The sequence below is a fragment of the Kribbella sp. NPDC031520 genome (genome assembly GCF_055580825.1).
In genome coordinates this window covers 57423-75796 of the sequence record NZ_JBVIKS010000004.1, presented here as the reverse complement: position 1 = coordinate 75796, position 18374 = coordinate 57423, and the positions used below count along the sequence as shown (strand labels likewise).

The window sequence follows — 18374 nt, the reverse complement described above, 5'->3', positions numbered from 1 at the left end:
CTAATTAGGAATCTAATGTTCCTATACGGATTCTACGGTAAAGCCATGAACACGAACGAGAGCATCCGGCCCTTCACCGTCACGATCGACCAGGCCGACCTGGACGACCTGCTTCAGAGGCTCGAGCGGACCCGGCTCCCGGAGGCCGCGCCCGGCGACGACTGGAACTACGGCACCCCGAACCACTACCTCCAGGAGATGGTCGACCACTGGCAGAACGGGTTCGACTGGCGGGCGCAGGAGGCCCGGATGAACGAGTTCCCGCACTACCTGACCGAGATCGACGGGCAGACCGTGCACTTCATCCACGTACCGTCCAAGGTCGAGGGCGCGACCCCGCTGCTGCTCACCCACACCTACCCGGGTTCGTTCGTCGACTTCCTCGACATGATCGGCCCGCTGACCGACCCTGAGGCGTACGGCGGCTCGCCCGAGGACGCGTTCTCGGTCGTCGTACCGTCGATCCCCGGCTTCGGGTTCAGTACGCCGCTGGTCGACCGCGGCTGGACGATGGCCCGGGTCGCGCGGACCTTCGACACGCTGATGCGGCGGCTCGGGTACGACTCGTACGGCGCGCACGGCTCGGACGGCGGCGCGATGGTGGCCCGCGAGCTCGGCGTACTCAACCCCGAGGGCTTCCTTGGACTGCACGTCCTGCAGCTGTTCTCGTTCCCGTCGGGCGACCCGGCGGAGTTCGAGAAGTTCACGCCCGAGGACTACGCGGCACTCGAGCACCTGAAGTGGTTCCAGTCGGTCGGCGGGTACAACGCGATCAACTCGACCCGCCCACAGACCGTTGCCGTCGGCATCTCCGACTCCCCCGTCGGTCAGCTGGCCTGGAACGAACTCTTCAACAACTTCGGCAACGGCACCAGCCTGGTCACCCGCGACCAGATCCTCACCGAGGTCTCCCTGTACTGGTTCACCAACACCTCAGCCGCCGCCGGCCGCTACCACTACGAGGAAGCCAACGCCGGCACCGAACCCCAACAGAACCACGCCCCCACCGGCGTAGCAGTCTTCGCCGACGACTTCAAAACAATCCGCCCTCTGGCAGAACGCGACAACACCAACATCATCCACTGGTCCAACTTCTCCAAGGGCGGCCACTTCGCCTCCCTCGAACGCCCCGAAGACGTAACCGCCGACCTCCGCACCTTCTTCCGCAACCTCTGACCACCCCGAAAGGCCGGCCCACCCGGGCCGGCCTTTCACTTGCCCATGTCGATGGTGCCGACCTGGCAACCGGCTACTCCCGCGAAACCGACCCCTCATGACCACGCCGAAGAAATCGCCCTTACCAAGATTTCCGCAGGCGACACCCGGCTCCGCCAGGCCACCATCTATTCGAGCCTCGAACCCCAGCAAGCGAGCCTCGCGGCCTAGAACCTGCACCGACCTAACCTTCGATGCCGACATTCGCCGAGTTGTCCTAGCGTGGCGAGAAGCCCGCGATCTTCGTCCACTGCGAAGGTACTGAGATCCTTGAGGCAGCCGGAGCTGAAAGTGGCAGAGCTTGTACGAGCGTGCGAACAAGGTCCGACTGATCAACGCGCATCTCGGGCGCGATTGACCGTGGACGCCTGAGACGGGTTGACTATCAGCTAACCCGTCGACGGATCGGCACGGCTCGTTGCACTAAGGGCACGCGACTTCGGTCCGTTGATCTGGTAGACATCAGACTGTGATGGCCTCGTTCGACGGAGAGCTTCGAGATGCTGCAATGTCGTGGCTTGCTCAACGCGGCGACCGGCTACTGACATCCGCCGAACTGGCAACCTTCGAGTTCCATGGCCGGCGGATCTCGCTGATGGATCCGCAGCGTGGCATCCGAAAGCCAGCAGTCCTAGACGCCGCCCTCTCATTCCGTACGACGTACACAGCTCCTGGTCGGACGCCACCGTACGCCGATCAGGCCGGGGCAGACGGCTTCCTCCGATACAAGTATCGCGGAGACGACCCAAACCACCCTGAGAACATTGCGATGAGGCGTTGCTTCGAGCGGCAACTTCCCCTCATCTGGTTCCTCGGCATCGACTCTGGGCGCTACATCCCTCAGTTCCCCGTCTACTTGGTTGAAGACGAACCCGACAGATTGCAGTTCGTCGTAGCCGTCGACCCGGTGCAGCGCTACCTGCCGCGAGGTGACGAGGCCACCGAGGACAGCCGGGAATACGCTGAGCGGCTGACGAAACGCCGGATACATCAGCCCGTCTTCCGTGCCCGAGTCCTGCAGGCATACGCCCAGCAATGCGCAGTCTGCCACCTGAAGCATATCGATCTGCTCGACGCAGCACATATCCTGCCGGACGCACATCCGCTCGGACGGCCAGTGGTCCCAAACGGCCTTGCATTGTGCAAGATCCATCACGCCGCGTTCGATCGCAACATCCTCGGCGTCAGGCCCGATCTCGTCGTCGAGATACGCCCGGACGTCCTCGGCGAGATCGACGGGCCGATGCTGAAGCATGGACTGCAGGAGATGAACGGAATCCGCTTGTCCGCGCCACGGGCATTGAGAGCTCGACCCGCAAAAGACAATCTCGAAGAGCGATACGAGGTTTTCAAGACGGCAAGCTGAAGCCCGACCGGGACGGCGCCAGCGGCCGTTCTCTAAACCTGTCTCGGGCGGCCGCAATGCGTACCTGGTCAGTCCAATGAAAGACCGGACAGAATGGTTCGGGCGGCTTCGGTCGCGGTCTCGTGTTCCCACACGCGGATGACCAGCCAGCCTCGGGCTTCCAGCTCATTGTCTATGCGTCGGTCGCGTTCACGGTTGGATCGAATCTTCTTCCGCCACCATTCAGCATTGTTTCTTGGTGCCGTAGCGTGTACAGGGCAACCATGCCAAAAGCATCCGTCTACGAAAACCACAACACGGCGGCGCGTGAAGACAATATCACCACGACATCGAAGGCCCGGCTCAGGACGATAATCCACACGGAACCGGACACCGAGCGCATGCAGTTCTCGCCTCAGAGCAACCTCGGGCCCCGTATCACGCCTGGCCTGCCTCCGCATCCTGCGCCTTGTTGCATCGTCCAGCGGATCAGGCATCTCGGTCTCACGACATCTCGGCCACGTGATCAGCTAGCGCGGAGTGAAACGCATCGCCACCGGCACGAAGCTTGCTTGCGGCAAGCCTCGTGGCGAATCCAGCCGTAGCGGTCCTGGAAAGTGGATGCATTCCATGGACTCTCAGAACCTCGGTCAATCGCTGCCGACGCTTCCGCACTGGCATCTCAGACAGGACCCACACTTCACGACGACCCGAGACGCCCGCGGCGGCCGTCGGCCATCGCTTGAAGTCTGCAAGTGGCTTCCTCTCGACCTCAACTAGCTCGCCGGGCTCGCGCAGGCGCTCTCCGAGCCACTTCGCGACATTCACCGTGACAGCATTGCCAATGAGCTTCCAGCGATGCCCTTCGCGCTCCACATGGTCAGTCCAACCAGCCGGGAAGCCCTGCAGTCGCTCCGCAGCTCTGATGTTCGGTTTCACGATCGCCTTGCCGGGCACCTCCTCCGGCAACCAAACCGCAGGAGGTGACGGTATTCCGAGCTTCGATCCCCCTTTGAGGGTCGGCACAGCGTCTGGCGCCCATCCCACCCCGCGATTCCCCTCTGTCCAGTAGAAGCCAAAGGCTGCCGCCGCGTTATCGGTCCTGGTCAGCGAACTTGTCTCATCGGCAAATAACACGTGGCGGGGGTCTTCAGATCTAGACGCGACCACGATCACTCTCCGGCGACGCTGAGCCACTCCAGAACTCTGAGAGTCTACAGTCCGATATGCCCAATTCCATCCGTTAGATTCGAACCATCCAGTGATGAAATCCATGGCTTGGCCGCCATGCAGAGCGAGCATGTTGGGCACGTTCTCCAGCACCAACCACCTTGGGGAGGCACTATGGACGAGCCGGAAGACCTCGCGCACCAGGCCCGATTCACTGCCATCGATTCCGGCCACTCGGCCGACCTGGCTCAGGTCGGTACACGGGAAACCGGCCGTCACAACGTCGACGGCCGGGAGAGCCTTGAGCTCGACTATGTCACCGACGATTGAGACGCCGGGAAACCTGCGCGTCAGAGTGGACGCGGCGTGCTCCCAGGCGTCACACAGAAGGTCCGCCTCGAACCCCGCCGAGGCAAGCCCCTTCTCGAAACCACCGATTCCCGCAAATAGTCCTGCCACGTGCCCTGCAGGCATGGCGTCCTTCCAAGAGTCAGCGACTGGCGCAGGTCCGCTGGAGTTAACGTTACGAAGTCAGGTTTGGAAGAGGCAACGGTACACGCGGGGCCTGAGGCCAGATTCGTTGACCTGAGCACCAGCAGCAGGCTGTGTGACGAGAGGCGACACCGGCAGTGCCTCTCCTAGGCCGAACATGCTGATCCGCAACGAAACGAACTGCGGCCGACCACCGATAGTGTTCGATGAGTGCACTCGATGAAGGGGACAATCCGTGCCGTCAGCATTGCCTGAGGTTGGTCAGCTGGTCGATGTCCGAGGCGCCCGCTGGGTGGTCACCGACATCACGGCTCAAGGACTCCCCCGTTCGTCAGCCGACGATGGTGCAGCTGAGCTGCAGCATGCCGTGGCTCTCCAGGCGATGGGAGACGACCGTTACGGTGACGAACTCCGGGTTGTCTGGGAGATCGAAGCTGGCACAAATCTCGTCCCGGAGCACGGCTTGCCTCACACCTTAGACGCAGAGCAAGTCGACGATCCAGCCACGCTCGCGGCTTTCGTGGATGCCCTCCGCTGGGGCGCCGTGACCTCTGCCGACCAAGCCGCCTACCAAGCACCTTTCCGGAGCGGCGCAACCGTCGAGCCATATCAGCTGGAGCCGTTGCGCCGAGCCCTGGCTGCCCCGCGGACGAACCTCCTCCTAGCCGATGACGTCGGCCTCGGCAAGACCATCGAGGCTGGTCTCGTCGTGCAGGAGCTGTTGCTCCGTCACCGCGCACGGTCGGTGGCCATCGTCTGCCCAGCCGGCTTGGTGCTCAAGTGGCAGGATGAGATGGCCGAGAAGTTCGGGCTCTCTTTCGAGGTCATCAGTTCCGACACGATGCGCGACATGCGCCGCCAATACGGGGTCCACGCCAACCCATTCGTCTTGTTCCCCCGCGTAATTGTGTCGATGTCGTGGCTACCGGGTGCCAGGGCGCAGCGTCTCTTGCAGGCCGCCTTCGACGTCGCCTGTCGGCGACCGTCCACGGACGGCTTCGCGTTCGACGTCCTCGTTGTCGACGAGGCTCATCACGTCGCGCCTTCGGCGCCGCAGCATACCTCGGGGAAGCGCGCGTATGCGGTCGACTCGCAGCGGACCCTGGCAGTTCGCGAACTTGCACGCATGGCGGAGCACCGACTATTCCTCAGCGCCACCCCGCACAACGGCTATCAGGAGTCTTTCACCGCCCTGCTCGAGATGGTCGACGAACACCGTTTCGCGCGCGGCGCGGAGATCGACCGCGTAGCTCTAGGCGAAGTTGCTGTCCGCCGCCTGAAGACGGATCTCGGAGACAGCCGATTCCGGGAACGCGAGGTCAAGTCCCTGCCCTATGCCCCCAACGAGGACGAGGCCAAGACGTACGATCAACTTCTTGAGCTGATCAACCGCCGCCAGCATGCCTCCCGATCGACTCACGGAAGCGCTGCGGACATCGCCGCGTTGCTGCTCAAGAAGAGGTTCCTATCCTCGCCCTGGGCCTTCGCGAAGACGGCGAGCGCCTATCTAGAGGCGAGACGCGACGGTCGTGAGCCGATGCTGCCTGAGTATGACGATGTGATGGGCGAGAACGGTGCCGACGACGAGGAAGGCCGCGCAGCTCAGCCTGAACTCGACACTCTTCTAAATACTCGTCGGGCCTTGCCAGAGCTACCCGCACGCGATGTGGCAGATCTTGAGGCTTTGATCGCTTGGGGCGAGCGATATGAGGCCGCGCCCGACTCACGGCTGAGCGGGCTCATGACTTTCCTAGAGGGCATCACGAGGCCCAATGGCACCTGGTCGAACGAGCGCGTCGTAGTCTTCACTGAGTACGTCGACACGCTCGAGTGGATGCACTCGGTGCTGACCAGCGCCGGTTACGACTCGAAGCGGTTGGCGGTGATCCATGGTCAAACCCCGCAGGAGGACCGCGAGGACATCCGCCGCCGTTTCAACGCCAATCCCGCTGAGCATCCAGTGCGCGTCCTTCTGGCTACCGATGCGGCGGGCGAAGGGATCGACCTGCAGCGGCACTGCCACCGCCTCGTCAACTTCGACGTTCCGTTCAACCCGAATCGGCTTGAGCAGCGAATCGGACGGATCGATCGCTATGGGCAGACCCTGACGCCTATCGCGTGGCATTTCGCTCCTGACCGAGCCGGCGGCTCGGCCCTCGCCCAGGACATGGACCTGCTGCGACGGCTCACGAACAAGATGCAGAACGTACGCGCGGATCTCGGCTCAGCGAACCCAGTCCTAGCGCCTGATGTCGAGCGCGAACTGCTCGGTAGGGTGGCTCGTCCCGCCAGGAGCGCGGACGCCTCTCAGAAGGCCGTCAATGAGCTGCTCAGTGGCGAGCGCCGTCTGTCTGGGGAGCTGACACGCATAGCCGAAGAATTGGGCTCCGTACGCGACCGGCTCCACCTGCATCCGTCCAACGTCCGCCGAGTCGTCGACACTGCGCTGGATCTGCAGAATCAGCCGAGGTTAGAGGAGATCGGTGATGACCGCACTGATGAACCGGTCTTCGGGGTGCCGCGCAGCATCGGACCGAGCTGGCAGTTCGCGACAGCCGATCTAGACGACCCGCTGACCGGCGACCGTCGACCAATCAGCTTCGCGCCGGAAGTGTTTGCGGATGGACGGACAGACATCGTCCACGCCCACCTCGGCCACCCGCTCGTCCAACTCGCCACAAGGACATTGCGTCAGGAGCTGTGGCAGCCGAAGCCCTCGATCCGCCGCATCACGGCCGTTGTCGTCCCAGACCTCCGGGACTCCTTCGCGGCAGCCGTAGCGCGGCTGGTCCTCGTCGGTGCGAGTGGCGCTCGCCTGCACGAGGAAGTCTTTCTCGCCGGGACGCGGCTACGTCGCCGACAGGAGCTCGGCGAGGAACTGTCAGAGGAGTTGCTGGCGGCGACGCTGGATGGCGATCAGCTGATGAGCGTCCCCAAGGCAACGCTGCATCCGATCGTCCGGCGGTGGAACGCTGATGCCGATGAAACCAACGGCCTACGTGCTCGGGTCGAACGTGCGGTGCAGACCCGCGCGGATCGTCGGCTGCGCGAGCTCGATGCTTCATTGGTCGCGCGATTGCAGGCGGATCTGGCGGGCGTCAACGCCACCTTCCAGCGCTTCGCGGACACCCTGGCGAGGTCCCTCGCTCGAATGGAACGGGAAGCCCGTGAGGCAGCGGACACGCTGTTCGAGCCCGACGGGAGTGCTGCGCAGCGTCGACGTGACATCCGTGAGGTGGAGCGCCGCCTAGGGGTTCTTTCTGACGAACGCACACGGGAACGGGACGCCGTTGAAGCTCGCTACGCTCGGCCAACCCCACATGTGTTCACTGGGGCGCTCGTCTTCGCCCTCACGCCCGCAGACGCCGAGGAGGCCGTCAAGTGAGAGCACGCCGACCACCTCGCACCGAGGACCCCTTCGGCTGGCTTGAGCTGGTCGAAACCGAGGGCCCGTTCCTGTCCCGCCCAGCGCTGAAGACCCACTTCCCATCTGGTCTCTCTCGGCCCGACGCCACGGTGGATGGTGTCCGCGAGGCATTCCGTGCCGGCTTCACCGATTGGGAGCAGGCGTGGACGACATGGATGCGCACTGCGAACCGTATGGATGGCGCGCCGCTGACTCGATACGTCGAAGCCCGTGACGCCTGGATCCGTATCATGACCAGGGACGTCCTGGAATGGGGTGAGTACGCCCTCACCGACGACAGCGCATCTGTTCGAGCGTGGAACTTGGATCACTCCGTCAGTGTGTCGACGGCCGCGGTACTGGAAGCAGGTGGCGGCCCAGCGGCCTTGCTGTTGGTGGTCGGCCCAACAGAGGATCTCGCAGCAGCGGGAGTCGACGGATGGTCGGCAAATGCTGTCGACCGTGCCGCCGCGCTGCTACGCGCCTCGGGCGAAGGCGATGGTGCGCGGATACCGGTAGCTGTGGTCACCGACGGCCGATGGTGGGCCCTTGTGTGGCAGAGCGCTCAAGGAAGTACCGGCTCCGGCATATTCGACGGCGCGCTGTTTCGCGAGGAGCCGGACTTGCGGGATGCATTCTGGGCACTGGCGCGACTCACTTCTCTCGCTGGCGGGACGGTCGAACGGCGTCTCGCCGCATTGCTCGAGTCGAGCATCGCGAGCGCCGAGGAGATCACCGACGCGCTGGGCAACCAGGTCCGCGCCTCAGTCGAGCTGCTGGTGCAATCATTCTCCGCGTCCCACCTGCGCGCGCTCGCCGACGGCGCAGAGTCGCCACTGCCGACCGACGGGCACAAAGTCTACGATGCCGCCGTCACATCCATGATGCGGATCGTTTTCCTCCTCTTCGCCGAAGCCAACGAACTGCTGCCGACCGAACAGCTGTACCGCGAGGCATACGCCATTTCCGAAGTCTTCGACCGTCTCGACGAGCGGCGCCGGCATGCAGTCGGTATTGAGGGTGACGAAGCCCTCGCGGCGACTTATGACACCTGGCATCGAATCCTCGCGACAAGCCAGGCCCTTTACACGGGCGCAACATTCGAGGACCTGCGGATGCCCGCCTACGGTGGGTCGCTCTTCGACCCTGCCCGGTTCCCCTGGCTCACCTCAACAGACGAGACCACCGGCGGTCTGCGAGTGCTAGTCGACGACCGGGTCATGTTCCACGTACTACGGTCCGTCCAGCACGCGCGAGTCGGTGGTGAGGATCGCCAGGTCTCATTCCGCGAGCTCGATGTCGAACAGATCGGCTACGTCTACGAGGGCCTGCTCGGATATTCGGCCCGCTACACCGACGAGGTCATCGTCGGTCTGCAGGGCCCCGAGGCCGGTTCAGAGCCTGAGGTGGCTCTACGTGTGTTGCACGACCTCAACGACCGGGCAGGCGAGGACCCGAACCTCTTCGCCAGGCAGCTCATCGCGTGGCTGAAGAACGATCAGTCCGGGGCCAAGACTCGCACGATGCGCCAGCTCGCCAAGGCATACGCCGAGAGCGGCATGCCCGCCATAGAAGATGAAGCCCGACGCCGGCTTCGCCCTGTCGTAGCTGACGATAGCCTGATCGAGGAACTCGTCGGCTACTACAAACTTATGCGTTTGGACCCCCGAGGACTTCCCTACGTAGTGCCCACCGGTGGGCTACTCGTGGTCGAGACTCGGTCCCGTGCGACGTCAGGCACGCACTACACACCTCGCTCGCTCGCAGAGGAGGTAGTCCTTCACACGCTCGAACCGCTCGTTTACTCGCCTGGTCCGCTTCAGACGGCAGACACAACGCAGTGGAAGCTGATCTCTTCATCTCAGATCCTCGACCTCAAGATCGCCGACATCGCAGTAGGGTCGGGTGCATTCCTGGTCGCCGCCGCGCGATACCTGGGCGAGCGACTTCTGGATGCCTGGGACGCCGAAGGCATCACTCGCGCGGACTCAACCGTCGCCCAGCGTAGGCATCGGACCATTGGAGCCCGCCGGGACATCATCGCGCGCTGCCTGTACGGAGCAGATATCAACCAAATGGCCGTCGAGATGTGCAAGCTTTCGCTCTGGCTCGTCTCGCTCGATCCGGACCGCCCGTTCTCATTTGTGGACGACAAGATCTTCAGCGGTAACTCGTTGTTGGGCCTGACGGAGTTGCGCCAGCTCCGAGGCCTGCATATCGATCCGTCCTCCGCCCGCGAGCACAACCCTGGTTTCACCTTCGACATCAACCTGGCGATCCAGCACGCCAGTGAGATCCGTCACCAGCTGGCGTCGCCCGTGTCAGAGAGCGATGTTATGCGCTCGGCTCAAACCAAGCGTCGACTGATGAAGCAGCTCGACCAGCACCTCGTTCGCCTGCGCACGATCGGCGACGGCATCGTCGCCGCGGGCCTGCCACTCGGTGGCAAGGAGAGTAAAGCCCTCGACGCGGCATACGAAAGCCTCTCCTACGCGCTCATGAATGCGGACCTAGGCGATCCCGAAATGCTTGACTTGATAATCGACAGCGGCCTGACTCCGACGGTCGAAACCGACTACCACCGATGGAAACCCCTACATTGGATACTTGAGGTGCCCGAGGTGATGATTGACAATGGCGGCTTCGATGCTATCATTGGAAACCCGCCTTTCCTCGGCGGCCCAGCGCCAACTCGCCATTTCGGTAGAAATCTACGAGAGTGGCTCCGATACCAAATTGGACATGGTTCACCCGGAGCTGCCGATATTGCAGCATATTTCCTACTCCGGGCCGATGGACTCCTGAATCAAGAAAATGGCGTTCTCGGCCTGATAACAACCAACTCCATCAGCGATGGCGACACTCGCAATGTTGGCCTCGCTCAGTTGTTGTCATCAGGTATGCACATATATCGAGCAGTCAAGGCGACACCGTGGCCCACCAGTGGGGCGAATGTCTCGATCGCGAAACTGTGGATGTCTCGAGTGCCACCGGTTAGTGGCGAGTTGGACGGACGAACGGTCACATCAATCGGTTCTGGACTCGAGGAACCCGGAAATTTCGACGGCGACCCCGTGCGGTTGGCGGAAAATCGTGGAATTTGCTTCAAAGGATCGAACGTATACGGCGCCGGGTTCATCATCGACAATGACCAGCGCGGACAGATTCTCCAGGGCGACGCTGGGAGCGCGGCCGTAATATACCCATTCCCGGATGGCAAGAAAGACATCTCGGGCCGCAGTGATATGGCCGCCTCCCGTTGGGTTATCTGTTTTCGGAAATGGTCTCTCGAGGTTGCAGAGAATTACCCCGGCGCATTGGCTCATCTACGAAAGCACGTGCAACCTGCTCGGGCCAAGAACTCAAGGAAGTCCAGACGGGAAAAGTGGTGGCAATTCGGTGACTACGCCGGCGGGCTTGAGCAAGCGATGAATGGCCTCGATGAGGTCCTCGCGATCGTGCTCCATAGTCAGAACGTGATGCCGGTGCGATTGCCGACTGACCAAGTATTCAGCCACGCTTTCGGGGTGTTCGTTACAGACGACTACGCCGATCAAGCTGTGCTGTCGTCGAGCCTGCATCAGATGTGGGCCATCAAGTATGGATCCGGTATCCGGGACGATCCCCGGTATACGCCGTCTGACGTTTTTGAGACGTTTCCCCGTCCGCCCCGGACTGACGTCCTTGAGTTCGCGGGCAGGACGCTTGACCGGACACGCCGCGAGATCATGCTCCGCCGCGATCTCAGCCTGACGAAGCTCTACAACCTCGTCAACGATCCTCACGTCGAGGGCGACGCCGACATCGACCGCTTGCGGGAGATTCACGTCCAACTCGACGAGGCTGTCGTGCAGAGCTACGGGTGGGACGATGTTTCGCTCGGTCACGGATTCCATACTTATCAGCAGACTGAGCGCTTCTCGATCGGTCCGGCAGCCCGTGTCGAGCTGCTCGACCGGTTACTTGAGGAGAACCACCGCCGCTCGGTCAGTCAGATCGAGGTCGACAGTCGAGGCCAGGCTGGGGAGAAGCTCGGAGACATTGGCGGTGAGTACGCATGACGAAGGCTGCAGCTTCTTCGAGCCACGTAAGGGACGAGCTACATCGCCTCCTCGTCGCCGATCTGGTCGGACCGTGGGGCGGCCCAGCCGAAATCGTGGTGGGCAATCCCCGTGGGCGCTATTTGGTGGGCGCGCTGGCTCCCGTGAAGGTCGACACGGCCGTTGTCGTCGTCGAGAACCCAGCCGCCGCGGGGCTAGGTCCGGATTGGGATGACCTGCGCGCCGCGGAGGCGGCTCTGATCGCTCCAGTCGACGAGTCGAGCAGCGGTGTCCCTGAGGTCGACGACCTCGCAATCGCAGAGTCTGACGAACCGGACGAGACCGACGACAAGGGGCCAGCCTCCAAGCTGATCGCACCCTCCTCTATGGGTCTGCGGTTCCGAATAGCATCTGGCGGACCTGGGCTCGCCCTCACCGCTCGCTGGGGTGCGTATTCGCCGCGTCGAGAGGTGGACGAGGATGGACGAACCCGAACGTACTATGACCGCACTCCGCACGAGCGCCGGGTCATCGTTGCAGCCGGGCATCTCGTGCCAGGGGCAGACTTGGATATGCCCATCCTCGAACGCGATGGTGATGTCGAGGTATCGGTCAGTGTTGAGGTCCTGCCAGACCGCGACGGGACGCTCATCATTGAGGTCGCCCTCCAGAATCGGCGGATCACCAACGGGAACCTCCCACCACGCCAGTGGCTGTTCCAAGCCGAGCTCGAAGTCTCAGCTGCTGATGACACCAACGTGTTCCTACCCATCCGTGACACTCTCGACGGGCTGCCCCCCGGTCTCAGTGATGAAGAGGAGCGGCTAGAACTGCTCTACCGCGACCGGCTCGAGTTCGCGATCGGCCGCACCTGCTCGGCGACCTGGGCAACAGCGGCCCCATCCACCGATAGCACATGGCAACGTGACCTCGCTGCCGGTGTCCGTACTGCGAATCGAGTGCGGACCACTTGGATACCAGAGGCAGAGATCCCTCAGACGATCGCGTCCGGTGTCGACGGGACGCTCCTATCGATGGATCGCTTGGCAGCAGCATCTCAGCATGAAGTTGTCGAGGGGCTCACGCCGCTGATCAGCGGTTATCGCGAGTGGCTCGGCGAGCGCGCGGCCGACACCGTCGATCTTCCCGACCACCTTCGAGACGTGGCAGTACTTGCCGTTGAGGACGCCGGCATCGCCGCCGATCGGCTCGAGGAAGGGCTCGCGTTGCTTGGCTCAGACCAGGACGCTTTCCGTGCATTCCAGTTCATGAACCGCGTGATGGCGGATCAGCGCGTGCACAGCCAAGTCGCACAGATCCGGTCCGAAGATGCCACCGTCGGCATCGCGGCTGCCCTTGAAGGGGTGGTTGCCAAGGGCGAGGCCGCCGCGTCCTGGCGACACTTTCAGATCGGCTTCATTCTCATGCAGCTGCCGGCGCTCACCGATCCGACCGCTCTGCGGCGTAGCAGCGACGATGCCCGTGCCGAGCTGCTCTTCTTTCCCACGGGCGGCGGCAAGACCGAGGCCTACCTTGGCCTTGCGGCGTACACATTTGCGATCCGGCGGCTTCATGGCGTCGTAGACTCGCCCGACGGGCCGTTGGATGGGCGCGACGGCGTGGCCGTTCTCATGCGCTACACGCTGCGCCTCCTTACGACTCAGCAATTCCAGCGCGCCACAGCTCTCGTGTGTGCTGCGGAACTGGTACGCCGCGGCGACCCGTCGACATGGGGAACCGAACCGTTCCGGATCGGTCTTTGGGTTGGCAGCAACGTCAGTCCCAAGTCCTTTAGCGAGGCTGAGGAGCAGATCAGCGCTGCACTCGCCACTGACGGACGGCCGTATGGCGTCACGGTCCTACAGCTCCAGCGCTGTCCATGGTGTGGGTCCCCAATCTCCCCCAAACAACACATCCGACTCGACAAGGCTCGTCGCCGGATTCTCGTGCACTGCGGAGCCAAGCTCGGCACTGAGTGCCCGTTCGCCGAGGGCGGCCTCATCGATGATGGCCTGCCTATCCTGACGGTCGACGAGGAGATCTACCGGTTTCCGCCAACCTATCTCCTGGCGACGGTCGACAAGTTCGCTCGCATTGCGCGCGAAGGCCAAGCAGCGAGTCTCTTCGGCCACGTTGCTGAGCGTTGTCCGCGCCACGGTTATCGACACCCTGACACCCCTGCAGCCGTTTGCACGGGCTCAAGCCACAAGGCCGGGAATGGCCTGCCAAAGGTTGCTATCCAGAAGGCTAACCGTCTGCGCCCCCCGGACCTCGTGATCCAGGACGAGCTCCACCTCATCACTGGTGCCCTCGGCACCGCTGTCGGCCTGTTCGAGGTCGCCGTCGACTCACTTTGCTGCTGGCAGTCTGGCTCTGACGCAGCGACTGCCGCGCCGGTTCGGCCGCTCGTCGTCGCGTCCACAGCAACCAGCCGGAACGCTGAGGCACAAGTTCGCCGGCTCTACGGCCGAGGAATCGAGATCTTCCCGCCACAGGTGCTCGACATCGCCGACACGTACTTCTCAAAGGAGATACCTGTATCTGCCGAGCATCCTGGTCGTCGTTACCTCGGTGTCTGCGCGCATGGTGTGAAGCTCACTCTCGCCGAAATCAGGGTGAGTGAGATCCTCCTTCTAGCAGGCCAGAAGTTGCTCGACGAGCACCGCGAAGCGGCGGATCCATACATGACCCTCGTGGGCTACTTCAGCGCTACTCGGGAGCTTGCCGGTATGCGACGGTATCTGGATGATGACGTCACTACACGCATCACGAACCCCGACAGAGCTAGCGGCTACCCTCGCCGCGGGACGTGGGGTCTCGAAATCGGTGAACTGACATCGCGCGTTTCCTCCACCGACATCACCAAGACGCTTGATCGGCTCTCCGCTCCGTTCGATCCAGCCTGGGACAGCACTCGCGCGCATAGCGATCAGTCGGCTCTTCGTCGAGACAACAGGGCGGTTCCAAAGCGCGCTGGGGATCGGCCCTACGACGTCATTCTTGCCACCTCCATGCTCCAGGTTGGTGTTGACGTCGGACGCCTCGGGCTCATGGTCGTCGTCGGGCAGCCAAAGAACACGGCAGAGTACATCCAAGCGTCCTCTCGCGTTGGCCGCGTTTCGGCCAAACCCGGGCTCGTCGTAACCCTGGCCAACAGGTCCAGGCCACGCGATATGGCTCACTACGAGCAGTTCGAGCACGACCACCGGACGTTCTACGCCCACGTCGAGGCACTCTCGGTTACCCCCTATTCCGATAGCTCGCTTGAGCGCGGGCTCACCGGCGTACTCGTTTCGATCGCTCGGGTGCTGGACGTCGGACACACGACGTCGTACTCGCCACAAGAAGGTGCTTGGAGCATCACCTCGCGGTTCTCGACGCTAGAGAATCTCGTCGATGTGATTGCTCGTCGAGCCGCGGGCTCGGGCGCGGATGACCGAGTGCAGGACATCAAGGACAAGCTCACACGTCGTCTCGACGCGTGGTACAAGAAGGCAAAGGCGGTTCCGTCCATCAGCTACACCGGCAAGGGCGCTGCCCTACTGAGGAGTTCTGAAGACGGTCCAGCACTTGGTGACGACGCGTATCTACGGGTTGCGAACTCAATGCGCGAAGTACAGCCGGAGATCAGTCTCATCGTCCGCTCGTACGGTGACCGCATTGCCGAGCCAGACCCGCCCGATTCGCCAGCCTGGGTATTCGACGCGGAGATAGACGCATGAGCCAGGTGTCAGGTCCAGCACCGGACGGTGGCGAGTCGCGCGGAGAGCCAAGCTATCTCGCCGCGGCCGACGTCCTCGATCCGTTCGAGCACATGGACCAGGTCAAGCCGAAGAACTTCGGCCGAGTGGGTTCCGTGCGCCCAACCGCGCTGCTCTACACGGCAGGAATCGGCGCGTCGGTCGACCTACCCCATATCGCAGTTATGCCGCAGGGCCTCGATACCTGGGAGCGCGCATACGCTCAGATGGGTGGTCCACTTCAGGTATTCGAGCCGCGACTAATCGAAGCTGTCAAGGCTCAGCTAGGTCGCCAGGTGCGTGAGCTCCGCCGCCCGCCGCGCCAAGAGGTAGGCCCGCGCGAGGTGCCTAAGGTCGGCGTTCCAGCTGCAGCCTTCCCTCGCTGGCTGCGCTGCACCGGATGCGACCTCCTCGCCCCATTCGAGGGCGAGGGTGGCCCATTCACCTTCCTCAACACGATCGGCATGCGCCCGGACCAGGCACGATTCGTCCACAAGCAATGTCGCGGACGCAACAACAAGGGCAAGCCGCGCGACAGCGTCGCCGTACCAGCTCGCTATCTCGTCGCCTGCCTCAACGGACACCTCGACGAATTCCCGTACACGGCCTTCGTGCATCGAGCTCACGGTGGCACCTGGACCTGCGTAAAGGCACCAGGAGTCATCAACCCCGCAACCAAGCTGCGGATGCTCGAATGGCGTAGCAACATTGGTCCGGAGGTCCGCATCACCTGTGTCGCATGCGAACTCACCCGGAGCATGCGTGAGCTCACCGGCACCGCGGGGGCCGAACGCATGCCTCATTGCCGTGGCCGCCACCCCCATCTCGGGACATTCGAAACATGCGACGCCGAAACGAAACTTATGCTGCTCGGCGCTGCCAACCAGTGGTTCCCTGCCACGATCAGCCTGCTCGTCGTCCCCGAGAGCAAGGAGCTCGACGTCGCAGACGTCGCTGCGCGGCTCCAAGGCGTCGGGGCCGACATTCGGGCAATGGTGACGTCAGATGCTGCAGTCCCTATGTTCAAGATGCTGATTCTCAAAGACGGCCTGGACCTTAGCGACGTCCCCGACTCCACTGTTTGGGAGGCGCTTCAGCTCGTCACAGCGGGAGGCGACGTAGACTCGGGGCGGACCACACCGTATAGCCCTATCGAGCTACGGGCACCCGAGTGGCGCACGCTCATTCGCCCGGCCGATTTCGCCCGGCACGCACGCGAGAGCGACTTTCGGATCAGGGACGTCCCCGTTCCTCTGGGGCTGACCCCAGTCATACAAACCGTCGCAGCAGTCGACCGATTGAAGAAGGTCAACGCCTTCGTCGGATTCACCCGCGTCGACGCCTTCGAGCGAATCGGCGATGCCCCAGAACGACTAGCACCACTTGCGCGGAAGAAGCCAACGTGGGTTCCAGCCACCGAAGACCACGGAGAGGGCGTCTTTTTCCGACTGCGCGAGGATGTCATCGGGCCATGGGAGCACGCCGTCCGCGACTCCAAGCTGTGGGACGCTCACAGAGAGGCTCACAGGCGCAACGTCCAGCGTCGCACGAGCACCTCGGCGGCTCCCATCGATGCAGATGCACGTCTCGAGCCGCCTAGGTACTGGGCCGTCCACACACTAGCGCACCTGATTATCCGGCAGATGGCGCTTGACGCCGGCTACGGCTCTGCCTCGCTCGCGGAGCGGATCTATGCGTGGCGCGGCGCCGACGACCGCGAACCTGCAGCGGGCTTCCTCATCTCCACAACCTCACCTGATAGTGACGGAACGCTCGGCGGGCTAGTTGAACAGTCGGCGCCCGACGCTGTGGAACGCCTCGTTGCTCGCTCCATCTCAAGAGCATCACGGTGTTCGTCGGACCCGGTGTGTTCCCATCGCGTACCTCGTGGCCAGGAAGACTTCCTTCACGGCGCCGCATGCCACTTCTGCACGTTCCTGTCTGAGACCTCGTGTGACAACGCCAACCGATTCCTGGATCGTCGTCTACTTTTGACGCTCTACTCGAACCAGGTCACTGATTTGGGGGTCGCCGGTCTGCTGGACGGTCTGACGACGTGACCACCGTGGGTCTCGCGTCTCTGGAGCCGCTGGGCGCGCTCCTCGCTCCGGCCGAGTTGCGTCGAGTGGCAGACAGCCTTGTGATCGACGGGATGCCTCGTCGTGCGGTGCGGAGCCTCACGGCGGACAAGCGAGGGCAAGCGGAAGGACTCGTCCGGGAGATTCTCCAGGGTTTCACCAGCAAGCACGCGGCGGCAGCGACGCTGCGGGCGATAGCCGCAACAGCGGAGCGGGTGCCAACTCCACCAACTCTCGTTTGGAGCGGACCGCAGTTGCCTGGTGACTCGGTTCGCACGACATCGGCCATCGTACGTCTCATCGACGAAGCCGAAGAATCGGTTCTCGCATCCACGTACTCGGGCACAGCGACTGCACCATTTGTGCAGGCGCTGCTGCGTGCCGCACGCAGAAAGTTGTCAATCACCGTCATCGCCGACGTAAGCCAGCAAAAGGAGTGCGCAGAAGCCATCAGACGCGCTGTACCACGTGCACGAGTGCTCGGCTTCCACGACAGCGTGACTGGCATCGCACGCATGCAGCACTCGAAGGTCCTCGTGATCGACGGCCACACCGCCCTCGTGACCAGCGCGAACTTGTCGTACGCGGCGGTAGAGCGGAACCTCGAGGCGGGGCTCTTGGTCCACGACACGTCGATCGCGAGCCAGATCACTCGCCGATTTGCTGACCTCCAGGCCGCCGGGAGCCTTCGGGATCTGGCCTGATTCGCCCAGTGGTGAGGTTCACGGGTTCCGGATGAAGTTGGTCGGCTGTGGTAGGTCAGTCCATCGGTCACCTGCTCAACACAGAGGCTCCCACAGTGGCGCGCTGATGACTCATCCGGTCCTCGCTAATCGTCGCCACGGGTACATCTGCCCGCGGCCGCCAGGCAACGAACGAGCACAGCTG

Annotated in this window: 9 protein-coding genes; 7 read left to right on the top strand and 2 right to left on the bottom strand. The window is 63.1% G+C overall.

Annotated elements, in window-relative coordinates:
- Positions 1-45: 45 nt before the first annotated feature.
- Together ACZ5BU_RS20970 and ACZ5BU_RS20965 are read left to right on the top strand one after the other, a co-directional pair.
- Positions 46-1176 (top strand): epoxide hydrolase family protein, encoded by a 1131-nt coding sequence (locus tag ACZ5BU_RS20970; protein ID WP_465701194.1) that lies wholly within the window; start codon positions 46-48, stop codon positions 1174-1176.
- Between the two features lie 511 nt (positions 1177-1687).
- Complete coding sequence (locus ACZ5BU_RS20965) at positions 1688-2581, top strand: HNH endonuclease (RefSeq protein ID WP_465701192.1); 894 nt, start codon at positions 1688-1690, stop codon at positions 2579-2581.
- A 68-nt stretch (positions 2582-2649) separates the two neighbouring features.
- Here the strand turns inward: ACZ5BU_RS20965 and ACZ5BU_RS20960 are convergent, their stop codons facing one another.
- Positions 2650-3057, bottom strand: a complete 408-nt coding sequence (locus ACZ5BU_RS20960; RefSeq protein ID WP_465701190.1) for a very short patch repair endonuclease — start codon at positions 3055-3057, stop codon at positions 2650-2652.
- Between the two features lie 7 nt (positions 3058-3064).
- A complete protein-coding gene (locus ACZ5BU_RS20955; protein WP_465701188.1) occupies positions 3065-4204 on the bottom strand; it encodes a DNA cytosine methyltransferase in 1140 nt (379 codons plus the stop codon).
- 253 nt (positions 4205-4457) lie between these two features.
- Here ACZ5BU_RS20955 and drmD point away from each other — a divergent pair, with 253 nt between their 5' ends.
- Genes drmD through drmC form a run of 5 tightly spaced genes read left to right on the top strand, consistent with a single transcriptional unit; the run spans position 4458 to position 18190 of the window.
- Positions 4458-7607, top strand: coding sequence for a DISARM system SNF2-like helicase DrmD (gene drmD, locus ACZ5BU_RS20950; protein WP_465701187.1), 3150 nt, complete (start codon positions 4458-4460; stop codon positions 7605-7607).
- The gene (locus ACZ5BU_RS20945; protein WP_465701185.1) at positions 7604-11689 is read left to right on the top strand and encodes an Eco57I restriction-modification methylase domain-containing protein; all 4086 of its coding nucleotides are present in this window, start codon (positions 7604-7606) and stop codon (positions 11687-11689) included. The genes drmD and ACZ5BU_RS20945 overlap by 4 nt, the downstream gene beginning before the upstream one ends.
- The gene (gene drmA / locus ACZ5BU_RS20940) at positions 11686-15390 is read left to right on the top strand and encodes a DISARM system helicase DrmA (RefSeq protein WP_465701183.1); all 3705 of its coding nucleotides are present in this window, start codon (positions 11686-11688) and stop codon (positions 15388-15390) included. Before ACZ5BU_RS20945 ends, drmA begins: the two co-directional genes overlap by 4 nt.
- A complete protein-coding gene (gene drmB / locus ACZ5BU_RS20935; RefSeq protein ID WP_465701181.1) occupies positions 15387-17468 on the top strand; it encodes a DrmB family protein in 2082 nt (693 codons plus the stop codon). Before drmA ends, drmB begins: the two co-directional genes overlap by 4 nt.
- Positions 17465-18190: a DISARM system phospholipase D-like protein DrmC gene (gene drmC / locus ACZ5BU_RS20930; protein WP_465701180.1), complete on the top strand. Its 726-nt coding sequence runs from the start codon at positions 17465-17467 to the stop codon at positions 18188-18190. Before drmB ends, drmC begins: the two co-directional genes overlap by 4 nt.
- The last annotated feature ends 184 nt before the right edge of the window (positions 18191-18374 follow it).

Excerpts from the sequence above, each read along its gene's own strand:
- ACZ5BU_RS20970 (WP_465701194.1), top strand. The coding sequence starts at position 46 with ATGAACACGAACGAGAGCATCCGGCCCTTCACCGTCACGATCGACCAG.
- ACZ5BU_RS20965 (WP_465701192.1), top strand. The coding sequence starts at position 1,688 with ATGGCCTCGTTCGACGGAGAGCTTCGAGATGCTGCAATGTCGTGGCTT.
- ACZ5BU_RS20960 (WP_465701190.1), bottom strand. The coding sequence starts at position 3,057 with ATGCCTGATCCGCTGGACGATGCAACAAGGCGCAGGATGCGGAGGCAG.
- ACZ5BU_RS20955 (WP_465701188.1), bottom strand. The coding sequence starts at position 4,204 with ATGCCTGCAGGGCACGTGGCAGGACTATTTGCGGGAATCGGTGGTTTC.
- drmA (WP_465701183.1), top strand. The coding sequence starts at position 11,686 with ATGACGAAGGCTGCAGCTTCTTCGAGCCACGTAAGGGACGAGCTACAT.
- drmB (WP_465701181.1), top strand. The coding sequence starts at position 15,387 with ATGAGCCAGGTGTCAGGTCCAGCACCGGACGGTGGCGAGTCGCGCGGA.